The sequence below is a fragment of the Streptomyces profundus genome (assembly GCF_020740535.1).
GTDB classification, from domain to species: domain Bacteria; phylum Actinomycetota; class Actinomycetes; order Streptomycetales; family Streptomycetaceae; genus Streptomyces; species Streptomyces profundus.
Map to the genome: position 1 here is coordinate 1,563,768 of NZ_CP082362.1, position 22,114 is coordinate 1,585,881.

The window sequence follows — 22,114 nt, forward strand, 5'->3', positions numbered from 1 at the left end:
GTGAACGGAGGCCGCCGTGTCCGACGCGTCCGAGCCCCGCCGCGCGGCGGGCCCCGCCGACGCGGCGATCGTGCCGGCCGCGCTGGTGCCAGCGCTGATCGACCAGGCCACCACCGACACCTCGGGCGCCGCCTGGCTGGGCCTCGGGCTCTACTGCGCGGTGGCCGCCGTCGCGCTCACCGTCCGCCGGCGCTGGCCGCTGACCGCGCTCGGCTGCCTGCTCACCGCGTTGGCGACCGCCGAGGTGGTGCTGGCCGCCTCGGAGACCAAGCTGAGCCCGCTGGCCGTGCTGCCGCTCGCCTTCGCGCTCTACGCCGTCGGTGCCCACACGCCGCCGCGCCGCTCGGTGCTGGCGCTGGCCGGCGGGGCGGCGCTGACCCTGATCGGCGTCGGCGTCAACCACGCGACGGCGCCCGACGGTTGGCGCGGCGGCTCGGACGTGCTGGCGCTGGTCGCGCCGCTGCCGGCGGCCTGGGCACTGGGCCTGGCCACGCGCGGGCGGCGCGATCTGCTCGCCGCCGCCGAGCGCCGCGCGGACGACGCGCAGCGCGACCAGCGGCTCCACGCCGAGCGCGCCGCCGCCGCCGAACGGGGGCGCATCGCCCGCGACATGCACGATGTCGCGGCGCACTCGCTGACGCTGCTGGTGGTGCACGCCGAGACGCTGCGCGCCAGGGCCGGCGAACTGCCGCCCTGGGCCCGCGAGGACATCGACGCGATGGCCGCCGCCGGGCGCCGGGCCACCGCCGAGATGCGCGAACTCCTCGGCGTGCTGCGGGACGAGACCGGCCGGGCCGCGCCGCGCGGCCCGGCGCCCGACCTCGGCGGGCTGCCGGCGCTGGTGCGCGAGGCCGAGCGGGCCGGCACCCCCGTCCTGCTGCGCCTGGCCCTCGAGCTGGACCGGCTCGGCAAGCCGGCGCAACTCGCCGCCTACCGGCTGTTCCAGGAGTGCCTGGCCAACGCCCGCCGCCACGCGCCCGGGGCGCCCGTCACGCTGGCGGGCCAGGTCGCCGACGGTCTGGCGCGCCTCGGCGTGCACTGCGGCGCCCCACCGGCCGGCCACACGCCGACGCCCGGCGCCGGCAGCGGCCTGATCGGGCTGCGGGAACGGGTCACCGCGCTGGGCGGCGCGCTGGCCGCCGCACCGGCCGAGGACGGCGGGTTCGAGGTCACCGCCACGCTGCCGACCCCGGAGGAACCCCGTGTCTGAACCGCCCGGCTCCCCAGCGCCCACCGACACCGATCGCCGGGTGCGGGTGGTGATCGCCGACGACGAGCGGGTCGTCAGGGACGGGCTGCGGCTGATGCTGCACACCCAGCCCGACCTGGTCGTCGTCGGCACCGCCGGCGACGGCGAGCACGCGCTGCGCCTCGTCACCGACCTGCGGCCCGACGTCCTGATGCTGGACGTGCGGATGCCGGTACGCGACGGGCTGTGGACCCTCGCCCGCCTCGCGGAGCGCGAACTGCTCGCCACCACCAGGGTGTTGGTGCTCACCACCTTCGACCTGGACGAGTATGTCGACGAGGCGCTCAGCACCGGGGCCGCCGGCTTCCTGCTGAAGAGCGCGGCCTACGAGGAGATCACCGCCGCGGTACGCGCCACCGCCGCGGGCGACGGCGCGCTCAGCCCCAGCGTCGCCGGACGGCTGATCCGTGGCTACGCCGAGGCGCGCGCGGCCCGGACGCGGGACCCGGCGCGAGCGGAGCTGCTGGCCACGCTCACCCCGCGCGAGCGGGATGTGCTGGCCCTCATCGGGGAGGGCCTGAGCAACGCCGAGATCGCCGCCCGGCTCACCGTCTCCGAGCACACCGTCAAGAGCCATGTCAGCCGGCTGCTGGCCAAGACGGGCTGCCGCGACCGGGCACAGGCCGCCGTGCTGGCCCACCGCACGGGCCGCTGAGCGGGGCCTCAGAGCAGGGCGTCAGAGCAGGGCGTCAGAGCCCGGCGAGTTGACCGCCGTCGACGGAGACGGTGGTGCCCGTCTGGTAGGAGAAGGCGTCCGAGGCCAGGGCGAGCGCCACGGCGGCGATCTCCTCGGGCGCGGCCATCCGCTTCAGCGCGTCCACGCCCTGCTCGGCGAAGACCGCCTTGGTCGCCGCCCACTCCTCGTCCGTCAGGCCCTCGGGACGGTGCACGTCGAGCATCTCCGTGTCCGTCATCCCCGGCGCGATGGCGACCACGCGGATGCCGTGGGCCGCGTTCTCCAGGGCGGCGGCCTGGACGAGGCCGGTCACGCCGTTCTTGGCCGCCGTGTAGGAGCCGAGCCCATTCCTGGTCGCGAACTGGTTGCTCGACCCGGTGATCAGGATGACCCCGCCGCCGGCCGCCCGCATGTGCGGGATCTGGTACTTCAGGGCGAGGAAGACGCCCCGGATGTTGGTGCCGGCGACCTCGTCCCACTCCTCGACCGTCACCTCGTGCAGATCGGTGAACGGGAGCTGGATGCCCGCGTTGTTGAGCGCGATGTCCGGGCCGCCGTAGCGGTCGACCGCCCGGTCCACGAAGGAGCGCACGTCGTCCGGGCGGCGCACGTCGGCCTCGACATAGGTGGCCTCGCCGCCGCTCGCCCTGATCTCGCGCTCCACCGCGCGGCCGAGCTCCGCCCGGCGCCCGCAGAAGGCGACGCGGGCGCCCTCCCGGGCGAAGGCGACCGCTGCGGCCCGCCCGATGCCGGAGGTCGCGCCCGTGATCAGCACCGACCTGCCCTCGTACCGGCCGCCGCCACCGCCGCCGCCGTCCCCTTCGGCCGCCCGCGCGGTGCCGGCCGTCGCCGCCAGGCCGCCGACGGCGAGCCCCGCCGCAGCACCCACCGCCAGCCGTCGGCTCGGGCCCCTGTCAGTCAGCTGTCCCATCCGGCTCTCCACTCCTGCTCGTCCACCAGGGACCCGCCGTCCGGGCCCCGCCCACAGGCAACGTGGCGCCGCTGACCGACCGCTGGAACGTCCGCTGGAACGTCCGGTGGAAGATCGCCGGGAACGCGCCCGGGGGACGGACGGGCCCATCGTCCGGTTGGCGTACCAGGCCGCCACTCCGGTCGCAGCGGGCGGCCGGCTGCCGCAGGGTGGACATGTCCCCTCCGTCGGCCGTCCCCCTCCCTGACAGGAGCGCCATGACCACGTTCGCGCCCGTTCTCCAGCTCAACAACGGCGTCGGGATGCCGGCCCTCGGCCTCGGTGTGTACCAGAGCCCGCCGGAGCAGACCGTGCCGGCCGTGGAGGCCGCGCTGCGGGAGGGCTACCGGCTGATCGACACCGCCGCCGCCTACGGCAACGAGACGGAGGTCGGCGAGGGCCTGCGCCGCTCCGACGTGGTCAGGGAGGAGGTGTTCGTGACGACCAAGCTGTGGCTGACCGACTACGGCTACGACGAGGCGTTGCGCGCCTTCGACCGCAGCCTGGCCAAACTCGCCCTGGACTACGTGGACCTGTACCTGCTGCACTGGCCGGTCCCGTCCGCCTTCGACACGACCGTGGCCGCCTACGAGGCGGCGCAGAAGCTGCTGGCCGACGGCCGGGTCCGCGCCATCGGCGTCTGCAACAGCGGGACCGAGGACCTGACGCGGCTGATGGAGCGCACCGAGATCGTCCCGGCCGTCAACCAGGTGGAGCTGCATCCGCTGTTCATCCAGCGGGAGTTGCGCGAGTTCGACGCACGCTTCGGGATCGTCACCCAGTCGTGGTCCCCGATCGGCGGCGTCAACCGCTACGGCGGCGGAGCCGACCAGGGAACCGACCCGCTGCGCTCGCCCACGGTCGTCGACATCGCCGAGAAGTACGGCAAGACCCCGGCGCAGGTGCTGCTGCGCTGGCACCTCGAACACGGTCTGAGCGCCATCCCCAAGTCGGTCAAGGAACACCGTGTCAAGGAGAACTTCGACGTGTTCGACTTCGCCCTGACCGACGACGAGGTCGCGGCCGTCGACGCCCTGGACGGCGGCCGACGCGGCGGGCCCGATCCGGCGAAGGTGCGCCTCGACTCGTTCTCCTGACCGGCTCGGACGGCTCGGCCCCCTCGGACCGGTCGGCACGCCCGGGTGCTGCGAGACTGACCGGCGGCCCCGCCCGCGCCCCCGGAGGGAACGACAGCGTGTCAGGAACAGACGAAGCGCCCGTGATCCTGGGCAACCCGCCGGGATCGTTCGCCCATGGCGTCCTCACCCGCCGGAACCCGGCGATCGTCCAGCAGGTGCGGGACGCCCTGCCCAGGCCGCCGGCGCACCACCGGGCGCTGGACACGCTGCTGGTGGAGATCACCGAGGGAGTCGTCGAACCGCCGGCGCCGGAAGCGCACGACCGGGCGGCGTGGGACGTCTGGGGGCGCCCGCACTTCGGGCGGCCCTGGCCGGAGGTGCCCTTCCTCTGGGCCGAGAGCTACTTCTACCGCCAACTCCTGTCCGCCGTCGACTACTTCGGCCCGGGGCCCTGGCGCGGCGTCGACCCGTTCGGGCCCGCCAAGGCGGCCGAGCTGGAGGGCGCGGCCGTCGACGCCGAGCTCGCGGCCCTGGACCAGCTGGTGGGGCGGCCCGCCGGGGAGCGGCGGGCGGCGCTGCTGGGCGCCTCGCTCTGGGGCAACCGCGCCGACCTCAGCTTCGCCGCCGGTGGCGCCGCCACCGGCGGCGGCGCGGGGGACGCGCCGCTGGTCGCCGACGACCAGGCGGCGCTCTGGTCCCTGCTGGACGGGAGGGCGCCGGCCGAGGTGGCGTTCGTCGCGGACAACGCGGGCCGGGAGCTCGTCCCCGACCTGGTGCTGATCGACCACCTGCTCGACGAGGGCGGCGCGGCGCGCGTGGCGCTGCACATCAAGCCGGTGCCGTACTACGTGTCCGACGCGACCACGGCGGACGTGGTCGCCGCGCTGCGCCGGCTGCGCGCCGCGCCCGGGCAGGCGGGGGCGGTCGGCGAACGGCTCTGGGCGGCCGTCGCCACCGGCCGGCTGACCGTCGACGCGCACCCCTTCCTCTGCGCGCCGTTGCCCTTCGACGGGATGCCGGACGACCTGCGGCGCCAACTCGCGGGCGCCGACCTGACGATCGTCAAGGGCGACCTCAACTACCGCCGCCTGGTGGGCGATCGCCGCTGGCCGGCGACCTCGCCGTTCGCCGCGCGAACCGCCGCCTTCCCCGGGCCGGTCGCCGCGCTGCGCACCCTCAAGTCCGATGTGATCGTCGGCCTCACCCCGGAGACCCTGGCGGCCCTGGACAGCGCCGACACCGCCGAAGCGCCCTGGCGCACCGGCGGCAGCCACGCCCTCGTCCAGGTGGCGAGCTGAACCGGCGCGCGGTTTGTGACAGCACATAGGGGCGTTGAACCGATGCCGTCGGCGCGCCCAGGATTCGGGTATGACCAAGCTCATCACCCACTGGATCTCGGGCGCGACGCGAGCCGGCACCTCGGGGCGCGGCGCGCCCGTGCACGATCCCACGTCCGGCGAGCGGACCGGCGAGACCACGCTGGCCTCGGCCGACGATGTGACGGCGGCGGTCGCCGACTCCGTGCGCGCCGCGTCGGCCTGGCGCGGCAGTTCGCTCTCGCGCCGCGCCGCCGTCCTCTTCGCGTTCCGGGAGCTGCTGCACCGGCACACCGATGAACTCGCCTCGGTCATCGTGGCCGAGCACGGCAAGGTGCACGCCGACGCGGTGGGCGAGGTGCGCCGGGGGCTTGAGAACATCGAGTTCGCCGCCGGCGTGCCCCACCTGTTGAAGGGCGACCACTCGGCCAGGGCGGCGACCGGCGTCGATGTGCACAGCGTGCGGGAGCCGCTCGGGGTGGTCGTCGGCGTCACCCCGTTCAACTTCCCCGCGATGGTGCCGCTGTGGATGTGCGGCAACGCGATCGCCGCCGGCAACGCGTTCCTGTTGAAGCCGAGCGAGAAGGTGCCGTCGGCCGCGCTGTTCCTGGCGCGGCTCTGGCAGGAGGCCGGGCTGCCCGACGGCGTGTTCAACGTCCTCCAGGGCGACGGGGAGACGGTGGACGCGCTGCTGCGGCACCCGGATGTGGCGGCGGTGAGCTTCGTCGGCTCGACGCCGGTGGCCCGGCACGTCCACCGGACGGGGACGGACCAGGGCAAGCGGGTCCAGGCGTTGGGCGGGGCGAAGAACCACGCGGTGGTGCTGCCGGACGCCGATGTCGACGTGGCGGCCGACGCCCTCGTGTCGGCCGCCTACGGGTCGGCCGGCGAGCGGTGCATGGCGCTCTCGGTCGCGGTGGCGGTCGGCGGGATCGGTGACGCGCTGGTGCGGGCGATCGGCGAGCGGCTGCCCGAGGTGCGCCTCGGTGTGGACATGGGCCCGTTGATCACCAGGGAGCACCGGGACCGGGTCGCCGGCTATGTGGCGGCCGGCGAGGCGCAGGGCGCGACGGTGGTGGCCGACGGGCGGACGGCCCCGGCACCCGCGCCGGGTTTCTTCCTCGGCACGACGCTTCTTGACCATGTGACTCCGGAGATGAGCGTCTACCAGGACGAGATCTTCGGTCCGGTGCTCTCCGTGGTCAGGGTGGACACCTTCGACGAGGCCGTGGAGTTGGTCAACGCGAACCCCTATGGCAACGGCACGGCCGTGTTCACCCGGGACGGCGGCGCGGCGCGGCGCTTCACCGAGGAGGCCCAGATCGGCATGGTGGGCGTCAACGTGCCGCTTCCGGTGCCGATCGGCTCCTACTCGTTCGGTGGCTGGAAGGCGTCGCTCTTCGGCGATGTCCATATGTACGGGCCCGAGGGGCTGTCGTTCTACACCCGCGCCAAGGTCGTGACCACGCGCTGGCCCGACCCGGCCACCTCGTCCGTCGACCTGGGCTTTCCGCAGACCAGGTGAGGAGTTCCGCCATGACCGAAGCCGATTCCCCAGCCCCTTCCGAAGCCGGTGCCGGGCGCGAGCCGGGCGCCGAGAGTGTCGAGGAGCGGGTGCGGCGCCTGGACCGGGCGCATGTCTTCCACTCCTGGTCGGCGCAGGACCTGATCGACCCGCTGCCGGTGGCGCGGGCCAGCGGCTCCTACTTCTGGGACCTGTCGGGGCGCCGCTATCTGGACTTCTCCTCGCAGCTGGTCAACGTCAACATCGGCTACCAGCACCCCGCGTTGGTGGCCGCCATCGCTGAGCAGGCCGGCCGGTTGACCACGCTGGCGCCCGGCTTCGCCAACGAGGCGCGTGGCGAGGCGGCGCGGCTCATCGCCGAGGTGGCGCCGCCGGGACTGAACAAGGTGTTCTTCACCAACGGCGGCGCCGAGGCCAACGAGAACGCCGTCCGGATGGCGCGGCTGCACACCGGACGGCACAAGGTCCTCGCGGCGTACCGGAGTTACCACGGGGCGACGGCTGGCGCCATCGCGCTGACCGGGGACCCGCGCCGCTGGCCATCCGAGCCGGGCTCCCCCGGCGTGGTGCACTACTGGGGGCCCTATCCCTACCGGTCCGCGTTCCACGCGACGTCGGAGGCGGAGGAGTCGGAGCGGGCGCTGGCCCATCTGCGGGCCACCGTCGAGGTGGAGGGCCCGCACACGGTGGCCGCCGTGCTGCTGGAGACGGTCGTCGGCACCAACGGCGTCCTGGTGCCGCCGCCGGGCTATCTCGCCGGGGTGCGGGCGCTGTGCGACGAGTTCGGCATCCTGCTGATCGCGGACGAGGTGATGGCCGGATTCGGACGGTGCGGCGAGTGGTTCGCCGTGGACGCCTGGGGCGTGGTGCCCGATCTGATCACCTTCGCCAAGGGCGTCAACTCCGGCTATGTGCCGCTGGGTGGCGTGGTGCTCTCCGACGCGGTCGCCGACACCTTCGCCGAGCGGCCCTATCCGGGGGGACTGACGTACTCGGGGCACCCGTTGGCCTGCGCGTCGGCGATCGCCTCGATCAACGTCTTCCGGGAGGAGGGGCTGTTGGCGCATGTGCGGCGGCTGGGCGACGAGGTGATCGGCCCCGGGCTGCGCGCGTTGGCTCGGCGGCATCCGTCGGTGGGGGACGTGCGGGGGCTCGGCGTCTTCTGGGCCGTGGAGCTGGTGCGGGACCGGGAGACCAGGGAGCCGCTGGTGCCGTTCAACGCGTCGGGCGCCGCCGCCGAGCCGATGGCGCGGTTCGCCGCGCGCTGTCGCGAGGCCGGGCTGTGGCCGTTCACGCACTTCAACCGCACCCATGTGGTGCCGCCCTGCACCGTGTCGGCCGACGAGGTGCGGGAGGGGCTTGAGATCCTGGATCAGGCGCTGACCGTGACGGACCGCTACACGGTCGCCGGCTGATCTTCCGCGAGTCCCGAGGCGGTGGCCAACGCCCTGGCCACCGCCTCGGGTTGGCGCACCAGGCCGGCGGTGACCCGCAGATGGGGGGTGGCGCCAGGGCGCAGCCGGAACGGGGCCCCCGGGGCGGCGAGCAGCCCCTCGGCGGCGAGCCGGGCGACCGCGACGGCCTCGTCGCGGACCGGCAGCCACAGGTTGACGCCGTCCGCCGCCCGGTCGAGCGGCGGCATGCCGGCCGCCGCCAGCGCGTCGAGCAGCGCCAGGCGGCGCGCCGCGTAGGTGGCGCGGGCCGCCGCCACCTGGGCGCGGGAGGCGGGATCGGTGAGCAGCGTGGCCAGCACCCGCTGGAGGACGCGGCTGCTCCAGCCCTGTCCCAGCTGGCGCCGCGCCAGCAGGTCGCCGGTCAGCGTGGCGGGGGCGCTCATCGCGGCCAACCGCAGGTCGGGGCCGTGGGACTTGGAGAAGCTGCGGATGTGCACGGTGCTCTCCGGCAGCCAGCGGGCCAGGGTCAGCGGCGGCGTCGTGGCCACGGCGCCAGCCGAGTCGTCCTCGACGACCAGCGCGCCGGCGTCCCTGACCAGCCGGGCCAGCCGGGCGGCGCGGCGTTCCGTCATCGAGACGCCGGTGGGGTTCTGGGCCCTGGGCTGGAGGAAGACGGCGGCCGTCGGCTGGCGCAGCGCCTCAGCGAGCGCCGTCGGGTCGAGCCCCTCGTCGTCCATCGGCACGCCGACCAGCCGGACCCCGCCGGCCTCCAACAGGTCGGCGAGCGGCGGGAAACAGGGGTCTTCGAGCACCACCACGTCGCCGGGGCGCAGCACCACGCGGGCCACCTGGTCGAGCGCGTCCAGGGCGCCGTCGGTGACCATCAGCTCGGTGTGCGGCCCGGGCCAGTCGGCGCGCAGGGCGGCGCGCAGCTCGGGCAGCACCGGCTCGTCCAGATAGCTCGACCCGCCGCCGGCCGTGGTGAGTCGGGCGAAGGCCCGGCTCAGGTCGGGCAGGAGCGCGGGGTCGGGGATGCCCGTCGAGAGGTCGAGCCTGGCGGGCGCCGGGCCGCCGACGGCCTGCCGGTAGCGCACGGGGCCCGGTTCGGAGCGGGCGGTGACCACGGTGCCGCCGCGCCCGTTGGTGCGGATGGCGCCGGCCCCGCCGAGCGTCGACCAGGCGGCGCTGACCGTGGTCGGGGAGAGCGCCAGCTGGTCGGCGACCTGACGGATCGGCGGCAGCCGGGTGCCGGGTGGGAGCGCGCCGTCCCGCATCGCGTGCCGCACGGCGTGGGCGAGGCCGCGCGCCGTGCCGTGGTCGAGCCGCTCCTCGATCGCGGACAGCACCGCGCGGTTCAGTGGGTGAAGACGGTCCGGTGCCACGGTTTGACGTCCCTGGCGGTCAGGTCCTGCATGACGTGCTTGACGTTGGTGTACTCCTCGAAGGAGTAGGCGGACATGTCCTTGCCGAAGCCGGAGGCGCGGTATCCGCCGTGCGGCATCTCGCTGACGATCGGGATGTGGTCGTTGACCCAGACGCAGCCGGCGGCGATCCGCCGGGTGGCCTCGGCGGCCCGGTAGACATCCCTCGTCCACACGGAGGCGGCCAGGCCGTAGGGGGTGTCGTTGGCCAGCCGCAGCGCCTCCTCGTCGCTGTCGAAGGGCTGCACGGTCAGGACCGGGCCGAACACCTCCTGGCGGACGATCTCGCTCTCCCGGGTGACGTCCACGACGAGCGTCGGCGGGTAGTAGGCGCCCCGGGCGAGCTCGCCGCCCGGCACGGTGCCGCCGGTGACGATCCGGGCGTGGTCGCCGGCCCGGTCGACCAGGGCGGCGACCCGGTCGCGGTGGGCGAGGGAGATCAGCGAGCCCAGGTCGGTGGCGTCGTCGGCCGGCGGGCCGATCCGCACGGCCCGGTACAGCTCGGCGACGCCGTCGACGAACTCGGCGTAGCGGGAGCGGTGCACCAGGGCGCGGGTCGCCGCCGTGCAGTCCTGCCCGCCGTTGATGAGGCTGCCGGCGACCGCGCCGTGCACGGCCGCCGTCAGGTCGGCGTCGTCATGCACCAGGAACGGGGCCTTGCCGCCGAGTTCGAGGTGGGTGCGCTTGGGCCCGCTGGTGGCGGCTGCCGCCATCACCAGGCGGCCGACGGCGGTCGACCCGGTGAACGAGACCACGTCCACCTCGGGGTGGGCCACCAGCGCAGCGCCGGCCGTCGGCCCGGTGCCGGTCAGCACGTTGACCACGCCGGGCGGGAGGCCGGCCTCGGTGAGGGTCTCGGCCAGCCGCAGCGCGGTGGTGGGGGTGGTCTCGGCGGGCTTGAGGACCACGGTGTTGCCGGCGGCGATGGCCGGCAGGACCTTCCAGACGGCCATCTGGAGCGGGTAGTTCCACGGCGCGATGGCGGCGACCACGCCGATCGGTTCGCGCCGCACCGACGAGGTGTGGTCGGCCGAGTACTCGGCGGTGGCCTTTCCCTCCAGCTGGCGGGCCGCGCCGGCGAAGAACGCCACGTTGTCGATGGATCCGGGCACGTCGAACTCGCGGGCCAGCCGGATCGGTTTGCCGGTCTCCGCCGTCTCGGCCGCGGCCAGTTCGGCGGCGCGGGCGGAGAGCAGCTCGGCGGCCCTGGTCAGGACGGCGGAGCGGTCGCCCGGGGTGGCGCGGGACCAGCCGGGGAACGCCCGGCGGGCGGCGTCGACCGCGCGGTCGACGTCCGCGGGAGAGGCCAGCGCGGGGGCGGCCAGCACGGTGCCGGTCGACGGGTCGACGATCCGGCCGGTGTCGGGCGCGCTGCCGGCCACCCTGGCCCCGTCGATGTACTGGTACATGTCTTGGATGTCTCCGTTCGTGGCCCGCGCCCGACGATGTCCTGGCGCGGGGGGTGTCACGAGTCGAACCCCATGCCGAACCGGTCCAGGGTGCGCAGCCACAGGTTGCGGCGGCCCCCGTCGGCCTCGGCGCGGGCGATGGCGCGGCGGGTGAGCTGGACGCCGACGTAGCGCAGCGGCTCAGGCGGGAACGGCAGCGGTTTGCGGCGCACCATGGCGAGTTCGGTCAGCTCGGTGCGGCGCCGGTGCAGCAGGTCGAGCGTGACCCGGGCGCCGAACCTGGTGGCGGCGACGCCCAGGCCCGTGTAGCCGACGGAGTACGCCAAACGCCCGTCGTAGGCGGTGCCGTAGAGCGCGGTGAACCGGCTGGAGGTGTCCACCACGCCACCCCAGGTGTGGGTGAAGCGCACCCCCGTCAGCTGGGGGAACGTCTCGAAGAAGTGCCGGCTGAGGGTGTGGAAGGTCTCCGGCCGCTGGTCCAGGCGGTCGGCTATCCGGCCGCCGTAGTGGTAGATCGCGTCGTAACCGCCCCACAGGACGCGGTTGTCGGCGGTCAGCCGGTAGTAGTGGAACAGGTTGCCCGCGTCGGCGAGCGCCTGCCGGTCGCGCCAGCCGATGGCGGCCAGCTGCTCGTCGGTCAGCGGCTCGGTGACCATGGCGTAGTCGTAGACGGGGACGACATAGGAGCGCAGCCGCCGCAGCGGCCCGGGGAAGGCGCCCGTCCCCCATGCCACGCGGGGCGCGAGCACCGACCCCCACGGGGTGTGCAGGCGCAGCGCGCCCGCTGGCTTCGCGCTCCGCTCGACACGGGTGACGGGCGAGTGCTCGCGGATGCGCACGCCGAGCCGCAGGCAGGTGTCGCGCAGCCCCCAGGCCAGCTTGGCCGGATGGACCAGGGCGAAGTCCCTCGGGCTCCAGAACGCCCCCAGATAGGTGGGCGAGTCGACGAGGGCCCGGGTGGCCTCCTGGTCGAGGAAGGTCCGGTCGACGCCGACGTCGCGGGCGGCGGCGGCGCCCTCGCGCAGCAGCGGCAGATGCCAGGGCTCGGTGGCGACCCGCAGCTCCCCGGTGCGCTCGAACTCGCAGTCGATGCCGTGCCGTTGGACGGTCTCCTCGATGGCGTCGAGGTTGGCGAGGCCCAACTCCTCAAGGCGCCGCAGCTCGTCGGGCCAGCGTTCGAGACCGTTGGCGAGCCCATGGGTGAGACTCGCCGCGCAGAAGCCGCCGTTGCGTCCGGACGCGGCGTGGCCGACGGTGCGCGCCTCCAGCAACACCACGTCGAGGTCGGGGTTCTCCTCCTTGGCGAGCAGCGCCGTCCACAGCCCGGTGTAGCCGCCGCCGACGACGACCAGGTCGGCGGAGACATGGGAGGTGAGGCGCGGCTGGACGGTGGTGCCCGGCTCGTGGCCCGGCACGCCGGTGTCCAGCCAGTAGGGCGTCGGGGAGGCGTCGGCGAGCGCCAGCTTCGGCCAGCTCATCGGGCGAACACCACCCGTCCGGCGACCCGGGTCTGGAGCACGGTGGCCCGCCAGATCTGGTCGGGCGCGGCGAACGGGTCGCGGTCGAGCAGGACCAGATCCGCCTGTTTGCCCAACTCCAGGGAGCCGTGGCGGTGTTCGGAGTGGTTCAGATAGGCGCTGCCCAGCTGGTAGGCGTTCATGGCCGCTTTCAGAGTGAGACGTTCGTCGGGCAGGAAGACCTCGGGCGGCGCGCCCGGCCGGTCGGGGCGTGGCACCGGCAGGCGGTTGACGGCCACCTGGAGCAGCGCCAGCGGGTCGGGCGTCGAGACCGGCCAGTCGCTGCCGATGGCCAGCACCGCGCCGCTTCTGGCGAGGGACCCGAACGGGTACTGCCAGCCGGTGCGTTCGGCGCCCAGGTAGGGGATGGTGAGTTCGGTCATCTGCGGTTCGTGCCTGGCCCACAGCGGCTGGGCGTTGACACCGACCCGCAGCGGCCGGAACCGGCCCACGTCCGCCGGGTGCACCACCTGGACATGGGCGAGGTGGTGGCGCGCCCCGGTGTCGCCGTTGACCCGCCGCGCGTGGGCGACGGCGTCGAGCGCCTGCCGGACGGCGGCGTCGCCCACCGTGTGGAAGTGTGCCTGGAACCCGGCCGCGTCCAGCGCGGCGACGGTCTCGTCCAGGGTGCGCTGGTCGTAGTAGGCGATGCCGTGGTTGTCCGGCTCCGGCAGGTTGACATAGGGCGTCAGCAGGGCGGCGGTGTGCGTCTCGCAGACGCCGTCCAGCATCAGCTTGACGGAGTCGAACCGCAGCCCCGGGCGGGCGTGTTCGGCGCGTACCGCGCGCAGCCGCTCCAGTTGGGCGGGCCCGCCGTCGGGCTCCCACCACTGGGCGCCCACGACATGTGCCGTCAGCTCGCCCCGGTCGGCGAGCGCCGCGTACACCTCGGCGTCGGCGGGCTGGTGCAGCACCTTGGCGTCCTGCCAGCCGACCACGCCCAGCGCGTGCAGATGGCGCTGCGCCTCGCGGAGGCCGGCCAGCCAGTCCTCGCGGGAGCGGGCCGGCAGCAGGGCGGAGACGAGGAACATCGCGCGTTCCTGGAGGGCGCCGCACGGGGTGCCGTCCTGGTCGCGGTCGATCCGGCCGCCGGGTGGCTCCGGCGTCTCGGCGTCGATGCCGGCCAGCCGCAGCGCCGCGCTGTTCACCCATGCCGTGTGGTGGTCCCGGCTGTAGAGCAACGCGGGCCGGTCGGGGACGAGTTGGTCGAGCAGCCGGGCGTGCGGGATGCCCCGGGGGAAGACGTCCATGGACCAGCCGCCGCCCAACACCCAGGGCTCCGCCGGGTGTTCGGCGGCGTAGCGGGCAACCGTGTCGGTGACCTCGGCCAGCGTCGCCGCGCCCAGCAGATCGCACTGGCGTCGTTCCATGCCGCCCTTGATGGCGTGCAGATGGGCGTCGATGAACCCGGGGACGACGAACCGGCCGTCCAGCGCGACCCGTTCGGTCGCCGGGCCGGCCAGCGAGGCGACCGCGTCCTCGGTGCCGAGGGCGGTGACGACGCCGTCGGTGACCGCGAGCCCGGAGACCAGGCTGCCGGCGGCGTCGCCGACCCACACGGCGCCGCCGAGGAGCACGGTGTCGGGGGGCCGGTTCGCCGGGGAGAGGATCATGCGTGCTCCGGGAGGAGTCGGAGGTGCTCGGGCGGGAGGCCGAGGACGACGTCGTCCCCGACGGCGAGCCCGGCGACGGCGTCGGCGGGCGCCAACGCGCTGACCGGCTTGGCCAGTCGGGGCACGGCGACGCGCAGGTGCACGGTGTCGCCGAGGAAGACCAGATCGCTGACGGTGCCGGGGAGCGGCAGATCCTTCTCGCCCGCCGCCGGCCGCACCTGTCCCGGCCTGATGACCAGGGCCAGCTCCTCGCTCCTGGCGGCGTGCCCGGTCAGCGGCAGGGTGTGCGCCCGGCCGCCGAGCGTGACATCGGCGTCCTCGGGCCCCCGCCGGGTCAGCGCGGCCGGTTCGCCGGTCAGCGGGATGACGTTGGACTGGGAGAAGAACTCCGCGACGTAGGAGTTGGGCGGGTCCAGATAGAGCTCGCGGACCGGCGAGACGCACACCAGCCGGGTGTCGCGCATGATCGCGACCCGGTCGGAGAGGGTCAGCGCCTCCTCCCGGTCGTGGGTGACATAGAGGATGGTGGTGCCGAACTCCCGGTGCACCCGCCGGATCTCGGCCAGCAGGTTCTCCTTGAGCGCCTTGTCCAGCGCGCCCAACGGCTCGTCCATCAGGACCAGTCGGGGCGAGTAGGCCAGGGCGCGGGCGATCGCCACCCGCTGCTGCTGGCCGCCGGAGAGCTGCCTGGGCAGCCGGTCGCCGAGCGCGTCGAGTCGCATCCGTGCCAGCAGTTCGGCGGAGCGGGCCACGCGCCGCTCCCGGTTCCAGCCGCGCATCCGCAGCCCGTACTCGATGTTGCGGCGCACGGTGAGGTGCGGGAAGAGGGCGTAGTTCTGGAAGACCATGCCGATCTCCCGTTCCGCCGGGCTGAGGCTGGCCACCTCCTGGCCGTGCAGCCGGATGGATCCCGTGGTCGGCGCCTCGAAGCCGGCGACCAGCCGCAGCAGGGTGGTCTTGCCGGATCCTGAGGCGCCGAGGATGCTGATCAGCTCGCCGCCGCGCGCGGTCAGGTCGAGGTCGCTGATCGCCTGCACATCGCCGAACCTCTTGCTCAGCCCGGTCAGTTCGACGGCGGGCTCTTCGGGGTTGGTCATCATCGTTTGGCTCCTCTGGCCAGGGCGAGCGGGACGGCCACGACGGCGGAAGAGACAAGCACGATGGCCGCGGCGATGGCGGTGATCACCGGGTCGCTGCCGAACTGCACCGAGTCGAAGATGGCCTTGGGCAGGGTCACCAGGCCGGGCCCACCGATGAAGTTGATCAGCACGGCCTCCTCGAAGCTGTGTTGGAAGGCCATCACGAAGCCGCCGGCCAGCGCCGGCAGCGCGAGCCGCAGCGTGATGCCGGTCCAGGCCCTGACCCGGCTGGCCCCCAACGTGATGGCGACCAGCTCCAGTTCGATGGGGACGCTGCGCAGCGCGGCGCCGCCGACCAGCATCACCAGCGGCACGGAGAGCATGGCGTGCGCCAGGACCAGGCCGTGGAAGGTGCCGAGCAGCTCGTACTGCGCGAAGACCATGTACATCGCGACGGCGTAGGCGGAGATCGGGACGATCAGGGTGATCAGGCTGACCTGTTCGAGCACCCCGCCGAACCGCAGCCGGCTGCGGTGGACGGCGAGCAGCGCCAGCACGGACACCACCATGGCCAGCAGCGCGCTACAGACGCCGAGGCGGACGGAGAGCCAGAGCGCGGTGCGCCACTTCTCGCTGCCGGCCAGGTCGGTCCAGCGGTCGACGCCCCAACTCTCCGGCGGGAAGGTGATGCTGGGGTCGTTGGCGAACGACAGCACCACCGTCAGCAGCACGGGGGCCAGCACGAAGAGCACGGCGAGCGTGGTGATCGTCAGCCCGACGCCGCGCAGCACGCGGTCGGCCACGCGTCCGGCCCTCATCGCAGGGCCGCCTTCACGGTGCGCCCGCCGACGAGGGCGAGGACCCCGCCGACCACGGTGACCGCGATCAGCAGCAGCACCGCCGCGCTCGCCGCGGCGCCCGGGTAGTCGTACAGGTTGAAGATCTGCTGGGAGATCTGGGTGGCCATGAACGGCGTCTGGGCGCCGCCCAGCAGGATCGGCGTGACATAGAAGCCGATGGAGAGCACGAAGACCAGCGCCATGGACGCGGCCACGCCGCCCCTGGCGAGCGGCCAGGCGACCGTCGCCAGGGCGCGGACCCGGCTGGCGCCCAACGCCTGTGCCGCGTTGAGGAGTTCCTTGTCGATATGCATGAAGGCCGCGTAGAGCGACAGCACCGCATAGGGCACCAGCGAGTACGCGATGCCCACGACGATCGCCGTCTGGGTGTAGAGGAGGTTCAACGGGCGGTCGATCAGGCCGAGGTCGGTGAGCAGCCCGTTGATCGGACCGTTCGCCGACAGCATCAGGTAGATGGAGTAGTTCTTGACGATCACGCCGAGCCAGAACGGGACGAGGGCGACCGTCCACAGCAGGACGCGCAGCCAGCGGCGTTCCGTGACATGCAGCGTCCAGGCGATCGCGGTGCCCAGCACGGTGGCGACGAGCACCACGACGGCGCTGGTGCGCAGCGTGGCGAGGAGCGCCCGCCGGCTGACGTCGTCGCTGAGGACGTTCGCGTAGCGGCCGAACAGGTCACCGCCGGAGGAGGCGTCGAGGAAGATGCGCACCAGCGGGTAGCCGACGAACAGGACGAGCCCGATGAGCAGCGGAGCCGCCATCAGCAGCCCGGTGACCACGCCGGCGCGGTGGTCCCACGGCTTGGCCTCCTTCGCGGTGACGACTGTCATGGCGGGTCAGCCGCCCTGGATGAGCTGCTGGATGCCCCGGTCTATCTCCTGCTTGTGCTCCAGGTACCAGGGGACGTTCTGGTCGGCGATCAGCGCGCGGTTGGCGGGCCAGTCGGAGAGCCGCTCGGCCTCCTCGGCCGGCAGCGCCTCCAGCGCCTCGGGGTGCGGCACGCTGTAGTTCATGATCTGCGACCACTCGGCCTGGGCCTCGGGGTGGCTGGCGATCCACTCCAGGAACTGGGCGGCGCCGTCCGGGTTGGGGCTGTCGGCGACCAGCGCGGTGTGGCCGGGGGTGTAGACGCCGGCCCAGTTGACGGTGAGGTCGAGGCCGTTGTCGACGAGGTTGAAGGCCCGCCCGCTGTACATGAAGCCCAGATCGGCCTCGCCCTGTTGGAGGGCCTGTTCCATCTGGTCGCCCGAGGTCCACCAGACGCGGACGTCGTCCTTGATGCCGCGCAGCTCGTCGAGCGCGGTGTCGAGGTCCACGGGCAGCGCGGCGTCGACGGGGTTGCCGGCGGCCTGGCCGAGGATGGTGATCAGCTGGCTGTAGGAGGAGGCGTCGCCCGGCATCATCCGGCGGCCGGGGAAGTCCTCCGTGTCGAAGAACTCCTCGACGGTGGTCGGACACGCCTCGACGCGCTCGTCGGCGCAGGCGATGACGTAGGCGTGGTTGGCGAAGGTGAAGCTGTACTCGTTGAGCTTGTCCTCGCCCAGCTCGGCCTCCAGGGTCGAGCGCAGCCCGTCCGGGTGCGCCGTGAGCAGGCCCTGGTCGTAGAGGTACTGGGCGTCGGACGAGGCGGCGCTGTCCACGATGTCCCACTGGACGTTGCCGGCGTCGTGCTGGGACTGCACCTGGGAGACGAAGTTGCCGGGGCTGTCCACCACCCGCACCTCGATGCCGGTCTCCTCGGTGAAGGGCTCGGCGAGGGCGCTGACCATGGCCTCGCTGAACCTCCCGCCCCAACTGGCCACGGTGACCACGTCCGAGGAACCGCCGCCACCACCGCCGGCGGGCGCGCCTGGTTCGGGGGTGCCGCCGCAGGCGGCGGCGAGGCCGAGGCCGGCCACCGCCAGTGTCGTGGCGCCTGTGCGCAGAGTTCTTCTCACGGCCATTCCTTCCTGAGGACGAACGGGGAGGCGGGGGGACGGAGACGGGAAACCGAGGGGACAAGGGGGAGTTGGGGTCGATATCAGCCGACCCGCCGGTCAAGCGGCGTTGAACACGCCATGCCGTGCTATGAGGTGCTTGACCGAACAATCCACTGATATTCGTTAATCTGTCAACACTTCTTGGCGTATTCGTAGGGCGCGCGTACTCTGGTTGCGGATTTCGTAACCCGTGAGAGGCGGCCAGGTGGAGCTCGACGACATCGACCGGCAGATCATCGCCCAGCTCCAGGGCGACGGCCGGCGCCCGTTCACGCAGATCGCCAACGACCTGGGCGTGAGCGAGGGGCTGGTGAGGTACCGGGTGCAGCGGCTGACCCGGGAGAAGGTCATGCAGGTCGTGGGGATCGCCGACCCCCTGAAGATCGGCTTCGACCTGATGGTGATGGTCGGCATCCGGGTCACCCCGGGGATGGTGCGCGAAGTCGCCGACCGGGTCGGCAAGTTCCCCGAGGCGAGCTATGTGGCGTCCATCGGCGGGGATCTCGACCTGCTGCTTGAGGTGGTCTGCCGGGACACCGCGCATTTCGCGGATCTCCTCAACAACCGCCTGCACCACATCGAGGGCATCACCTCGACGCAGACGTTCCTGATTCTGGAGATCCACAAGATGGCCTATGGCTGGGGGGTGCCCGACGCCCCGGCCGGGCAACGCCCCGAGGCGCATGTGCCCGTGCCCCGCGAGTGACGGCGGGCGTCCGGGCCCCGGGGTTCACTCCGGGCCCCGGGCCCAGTCCGCGATCTCGCCGGCGGTGGCCGACCAGACGGCGTCGTTCTCGGCCACCGTCCGCACGATCAGCTCCAGCAGTTCGAGCCGCCCGGGCCGCCCGATGATCTGCGGATGGAAGGTGTGCACACACAGCCCGCCGAGCCGGTCGATGCCGGCGGCCTCCGCCTGCCAGATCGCGCCGGCCTCCTCGTTGGTGGCGATCTTCCGGCTCCACGAGGTCTGCGCGAACCAGAAGTGCGCGGCGTCGTCGAGGGTCCAGTGCACGGGGAGTTCGACCACCTCGGTGCCCGGATGCCGGTAGGGCACGATGTCCGCCATCAGGTTCGACGCGTAGACGAGCCCGTGCCGGTGCAGCAGCTCCACGGTGCGCGGGCTGACATCCCAGGACGGCGCGCGGTAGCCGCGCGCGGTCACCCCATGGGTGGCGCGCAGCGCCTCCAGGCCCCGGACCAGCTCCTCTTCCTCCTCGTGGACGGTCAACCCGGCCGGCGAGCGGTGGGTGTAGCCGTGGTGCGCCACCTCGTGGCCGGCGTCCAACACCTGCCGCACCGCGTGCGGATAGCGCTCCGCGACCCGGCCCGGCACGAAGAACGTGGCCGGCACCCCGTACCGGCGCAGCACGTCGAGCACCAACGGCACGGCGACGCGCGGCCCGTACACCCCCTGCGACAGCAGCCCGGGGCGGCGTGCCGCGCTGGACTCCTCGGCGAGCCAGACCTCGTCGGCGTCCAGGTCGAAGGTCAGACAGGACGCCGACCTCGCCCCCGACGGCCACTCCACCTCAGGCCCCGGCCGGCCGCTTGTGCGGCTCGGTCACGCTGAGGACGTTCCCCTCCGGGTCGTAGAACGCCCGGAAGCGGTACCAGATCCCGCTGGGATGGTGCCAACTGCGGGCCTCCCCCGCCCAGGTGACCTTCGGGTCCAGCGCGGCGACGGCCGCGTCCAGATCCGCCACGGCCAGTCCGAAGGCGGAGAGCCCCGGCGGGTCGTCGGCCGCCACATGCACCCGCCGGTGCGGCGCCTCGGCGGAGCCGGTCTCGAAGATGTAGAGGGTGACGGCGCCGGCCTGGAACGCCGCCCAGCCCTGACCCGACTCGTAGGGCAGGAAGAGCGGCAGCCCCACCACATCGCGGTAGAAGTCGACCATCCGGTCGACGTCCCGGCAGAGCAGATCGATGTTGTCGAGGTTCACTGGCCCTCCTCAGGCGTCCAGTCCGCGCCCGGTGTTACCGCGCAGCGCGTCGAACTCGTAGATGTTGTTCATGCCGATGGAGAGCCCGCCGTCCACCGGGAACGGATGGCCGGTGGAGAACGAGGACTCGTCCGAGCAGAGGAAGAGCGCCATGGCGGCGATCTCCTCGGGCGTGCCGAGGCGGCGCAGCGCGTGCATGCTGGTGACCGCCTGCCGCGCGGCGGCCGGGTCGGGATGGTCATTGGCCCAGCGCTCGACCATCGGTGTCTCGATATAGCCGGGAACGATCGCGTTGCAGCGGATGTTGTCCGGCCCGTGCTCGACGGCGATCGCCCGGGTGAGCGCCAGAATGGCGCCCTTCCCCGCGGCCTGCACCGCGATCCCCGGCTCGGGCACGATGGCGAAGGTGCCCGACATGGTGACGATGCTGCCGCCGCCCAGCCGACGCATCCGGGGCACGGCGGCGCGGGCGCACAGATAGGTGCCGCGCACGTCGACGGCCATGAAGGCGTCCCACTTCGCCGGGTCCGTGGCCATCAGCCCGCCCTCGTGCCGGGCGCCGGCCTGGGCCACCACCGCGTGCGGGCCGCCCAGCTCCTCGGCGGCGGCCATCAGGGCCTCCACCTCGTCCTCGCGGGACACGTCGCAGCGCAGCGCGGTGGCGCGCCCGCCCTTCGCCTCGATGTCCCCGGCCACCCCGGTCACCTCGTCGAGCAGCAGATCGCCCAGCACCACATGGGCGCCCTCGGCGGCCAGCCGTCTGGCGATGGCCTCGCCGTTGCCCCTGCCGGCCCCGGTGACCACCGCGACCCTGTCTCTCATCCGCATCCGCACTCCCTGGGCATATCGTTGGCGAATTCCATGACTGGCAAGCCGCCCGATCGCGTGATCCGTTAAGCTAGCACGCACACTTTGCGAATTGAACAAGATGCGGGGATCGTTCTTCGATTCTCGCGAGGGGACGACGAGACACCATGAACACGGACATCCCTGGCCGCGTCCTGCGGATCGCGGCGATACCGGCCGACGGCGTCGGCGCCGAGGTGGTGGCCGCCGGCCGCACCGTCCTCGACGCGCTCGCCGCCGGCTCCGGCGGCGCCTTCTCCTTCGCCTGGGAGGAGTTCCCCTGGGGCTGCGGCCACCACGCGCGCACCGGCCGGATGATGGACGACGACGGCCTGGCCCGCCTGGAGGCGTTCGACGCGATCTACTTCGGCGCCGTCGGCTGGCCGACCGTGCCCGACCATGTGAGCCTGTGGGGCCTGCGGTTGAGGATCTGTCAGAGCTTCGACCAGTGGGCCAACGTCCGCCCCGTCCGCTTCCTGCCCGGCGTCCGCAGCCCGCTGCGCGCCGCCGACGAGCACCGCCTCGACTGGGTCGTGGTGCGCGAGAACAGCGAGGGCGAGTACGCGGGGCTCGGCGGGCGCAACCTCTCCGGACGCGGCCCGGGCGGCGAAGTCGCCGTGCAGAGCGCCCTGTTCACGGAGGTCGGCTGCGAACGCGTGATCCGCTTCGCCTTCGACCTGGCCCGCACCAGGGAGGTCGTCAAGGTCTCAAGCGTCACCAAGAGCAACGCCCAGCAGTACGGCATGGTCCTCTGGGACGACGTCTTCCGCCGCGTCGCCGCCGACTACCCGGACGTGGCGACGGAGAGCGTGCTGGTGGACGCCATGTCCGCGAAGTTCGTGCTCCACCCGGAGGAGCTCTCGGTCGTGGTCGCCTCCAACCTCAACGCCGACATCCTCTCCGACCTCGGCAGCGCGCTGGCCGGCAGCCTCGGCCTGGCCGCCAGCGCCAACCTCAACCCGGAGCGGCGCTTCCCCAGCATGTTCGAGCCCGTCCACGGCTCGGCGCCGGACATCGCAGGCCAGGGCGTGGCCAACCCGATCGGCGCGGTGGGCAGCGCCGCGCTGATGCTGGACCACCTCGGACTGCCGGCCGAGGCCGCCAGGCTGGAGAGGGCCATCGCCGCGACCACGGCGGCCGGCGTCCTCACCCGCGACCTGGGCGGCAGCGCCACCACGGCCGATGTCACCGCGGCCCTGATCGACCACCTCGGCGACTGACCGGCCCCGGGCTCTACGCTC

Annotated in this window: 20 protein-coding genes; 8 read left to right on the forward strand and 12 right to left on the reverse strand. The window is 73.3% G+C overall.

From position 1 onward, the window contains the following. Positions 1-16: 16 nt before the first annotated feature. Both K4G22_RS06720 and K4G22_RS06725 read left to right on the forward strand, forming a co-directional pair. Positions 17-1,210: a sensor histidine kinase gene (locus tag K4G22_RS06720; RefSeq protein WP_228078824.1), complete on the forward strand. Its 1,194-nt coding sequence runs from the start codon at positions 17-19 to the stop codon at positions 1,208-1,210. Beyond that, entirely contained in the window at positions 1,203-1,904 is a 702-nt protein-coding gene (locus tag K4G22_RS06725) for a response regulator (protein WP_228078825.1), read from the forward strand. Before K4G22_RS06720 ends, K4G22_RS06725 begins: the two co-directional genes overlap by 8 nt. Positions 1,905-1,938: 34 nt before the next feature. Here the strand turns inward: K4G22_RS06725 and K4G22_RS06730 are convergent, their stop codons facing one another. Beyond that, the gene (locus tag K4G22_RS06730; protein ID WP_228078826.1) at positions 1,939-2,856 is read right to left on the reverse strand and encodes an SDR family NAD(P)-dependent oxidoreductase; all 918 of its coding nucleotides are present in this window, start codon (positions 2,854-2,856) and stop codon (positions 1,939-1,941) included. A gap of 257 nt (positions 2,857-3,113) precedes the next feature. Between K4G22_RS06730 and K4G22_RS06735 the strand changes: the two genes are divergently transcribed. The 4 genes from K4G22_RS06735 (at position 3,114) to K4G22_RS06750 (ending at position 8,230) form a co-directional block, all read left to right on the forward strand. Next, positions 3,114-3,992: an aldo/keto reductase gene (locus K4G22_RS06735; protein WP_228078827.1), complete on the forward strand. Its 879-nt coding sequence runs from the start codon at positions 3,114-3,116 to the stop codon at positions 3,990-3,992. Between the two features lie 98 nt (positions 3,993-4,090). After that, on the forward strand, positions 4,091-5,272 hold the full coding sequence (locus K4G22_RS06740; protein ID WP_228078828.1) for a damage-control phosphatase ARMT1 family protein: 1,182 nt from the start codon (positions 4,091-4,093) through the stop codon (positions 5,270-5,272). A 70-nt stretch (positions 5,273-5,342) separates the two neighbouring features. Next, positions 5,343-6,815, forward strand: coding sequence for a CoA-acylating methylmalonate-semialdehyde dehydrogenase (locus K4G22_RS06745; RefSeq protein ID WP_228078829.1), 1,473 nt, complete (start codon positions 5,343-5,345; stop codon positions 6,813-6,815). Positions 6,816-6,826: 11 nt separating this feature from the next. Continuing rightward, positions 6,827-8,230 carry an aspartate aminotransferase family protein gene (locus K4G22_RS06750; protein ID WP_228078830.1) on the forward strand — a complete coding sequence of 468 codons (1,404 nt, stop codon included), beginning with the start codon at positions 6,827-6,829 and terminating at the stop codon, positions 8,228-8,230. On the opposite strand, the gene K4G22_RS06755 is transcribed toward K4G22_RS06750, so the two are convergent. Genes K4G22_RS06755 through K4G22_RS06790 form a run of 8 tightly spaced genes read right to left on the reverse strand, consistent with a single transcriptional unit; the run spans position 8,212 to position 18,045 of the window. After that, entirely contained in the window at positions 8,212-9,591 is a 1,380-nt protein-coding gene (locus tag K4G22_RS06755) for an aminotransferase-like domain-containing protein (RefSeq protein WP_228078831.1), read from the reverse strand. The genes K4G22_RS06750 and K4G22_RS06755 overlap by 19 nt on opposite strands. Beyond that, positions 9,564-11,039 (reverse strand): gamma-aminobutyraldehyde dehydrogenase, encoded by a 1,476-nt coding sequence (locus K4G22_RS06760; protein ID WP_228078838.1) that lies wholly within the window; start codon positions 11,037-11,039, stop codon positions 9,564-9,566. Before K4G22_RS06760 ends, K4G22_RS06755 begins: the two co-directional genes overlap by 28 nt. A gap of 56 nt (positions 11,040-11,095) precedes the next feature. Further along, the gene (locus K4G22_RS06765) at positions 11,096-12,517 is read right to left on the reverse strand and encodes an NAD(P)/FAD-dependent oxidoreductase (RefSeq protein WP_228078840.1); all 1,422 of its coding nucleotides are present in this window, start codon (positions 12,515-12,517) and stop codon (positions 11,096-11,098) included. Next, positions 12,514-14,169 (reverse strand): amidohydrolase, encoded by a 1,656-nt coding sequence (locus K4G22_RS06770; RefSeq protein ID WP_228078842.1) that lies wholly within the window; start codon positions 14,167-14,169, stop codon positions 12,514-12,516. The genes K4G22_RS06765 and K4G22_RS06770 overlap by 4 nt, the downstream gene beginning before the upstream one ends. Next, positions 14,166-15,269, reverse strand: a complete 1,104-nt coding sequence (locus K4G22_RS06775) for an ABC transporter ATP-binding protein (RefSeq protein ID WP_228078844.1) — start codon at positions 15,267-15,269, stop codon at positions 14,166-14,168. The genes K4G22_RS06770 and K4G22_RS06775 overlap by 4 nt, the downstream gene beginning before the upstream one ends. After that, positions 15,266-16,066, reverse strand: coding sequence for an ABC transporter permease (locus tag K4G22_RS06780; protein WP_228078846.1), 801 nt, complete (start codon positions 16,064-16,066; stop codon positions 15,266-15,268). Before K4G22_RS06780 ends, K4G22_RS06775 begins: the two co-directional genes overlap by 4 nt. Continuing rightward, positions 16,063-16,938: an ABC transporter permease gene (locus K4G22_RS06785; RefSeq protein WP_228078847.1), complete on the reverse strand. Its 876-nt coding sequence runs from the start codon at positions 16,936-16,938 to the stop codon at positions 16,063-16,065. The genes K4G22_RS06780 and K4G22_RS06785 overlap by 4 nt, the downstream gene beginning before the upstream one ends. A gap of 6 nt (positions 16,939-16,944) precedes the next feature. Continuing rightward, positions 16,945-18,045, reverse strand: a complete 1,101-nt coding sequence (locus K4G22_RS06790) for an extracellular solute-binding protein (RefSeq protein ID WP_228078849.1) — start codon at positions 18,043-18,045, stop codon at positions 16,945-16,947. Between the two features lie 247 nt (positions 18,046-18,292). Between K4G22_RS06790 and K4G22_RS06795 the strand changes: the two genes are divergently transcribed. After that, positions 18,293-18,793, forward strand: a complete 501-nt coding sequence (locus K4G22_RS06795) for an Lrp/AsnC family transcriptional regulator (RefSeq protein WP_228078850.1) — start codon at positions 18,293-18,295, stop codon at positions 18,791-18,793. Between the two features lie 24 nt (positions 18,794-18,817). On the opposite strand, the gene K4G22_RS06800 is transcribed toward K4G22_RS06795, so the two are convergent. From K4G22_RS06800 to K4G22_RS06810, 3 genes are read right to left on the reverse strand one after another with little or no spacing between them, the layout of a single operon-like run. Then, the gene (locus K4G22_RS06800; RefSeq protein WP_228078852.1) at positions 18,818-19,615 is read right to left on the reverse strand and encodes a polysaccharide deacetylase family protein; all 798 of its coding nucleotides are present in this window, start codon (positions 19,613-19,615) and stop codon (positions 18,818-18,820) included. Between the two features lies 1 nt (position 19,616). After that, a complete protein-coding gene (locus tag K4G22_RS06805) occupies positions 19,617-20,027 on the reverse strand; it encodes a VOC family protein (RefSeq protein WP_228078854.1) in 411 nt (136 codons plus the stop codon). 9 nt (positions 20,028-20,036) lie between these two features. Continuing rightward, positions 20,037-20,849, reverse strand: coding sequence for an SDR family NAD(P)-dependent oxidoreductase (locus K4G22_RS06810; RefSeq protein WP_228078856.1), 813 nt, complete (start codon positions 20,847-20,849; stop codon positions 20,037-20,039). Positions 20,850-21,001: 152 nt separating this feature from the next. Between K4G22_RS06810 and K4G22_RS06815 the strand changes: the two genes are divergently transcribed. Further along, complete coding sequence (locus K4G22_RS06815) at positions 21,002-22,093, forward strand: tartrate dehydrogenase (RefSeq protein WP_228078858.1); 1,092 nt, start codon at positions 21,002-21,004, stop codon at positions 22,091-22,093. Positions 22,094-22,114 lie beyond the last annotated feature (21 nt).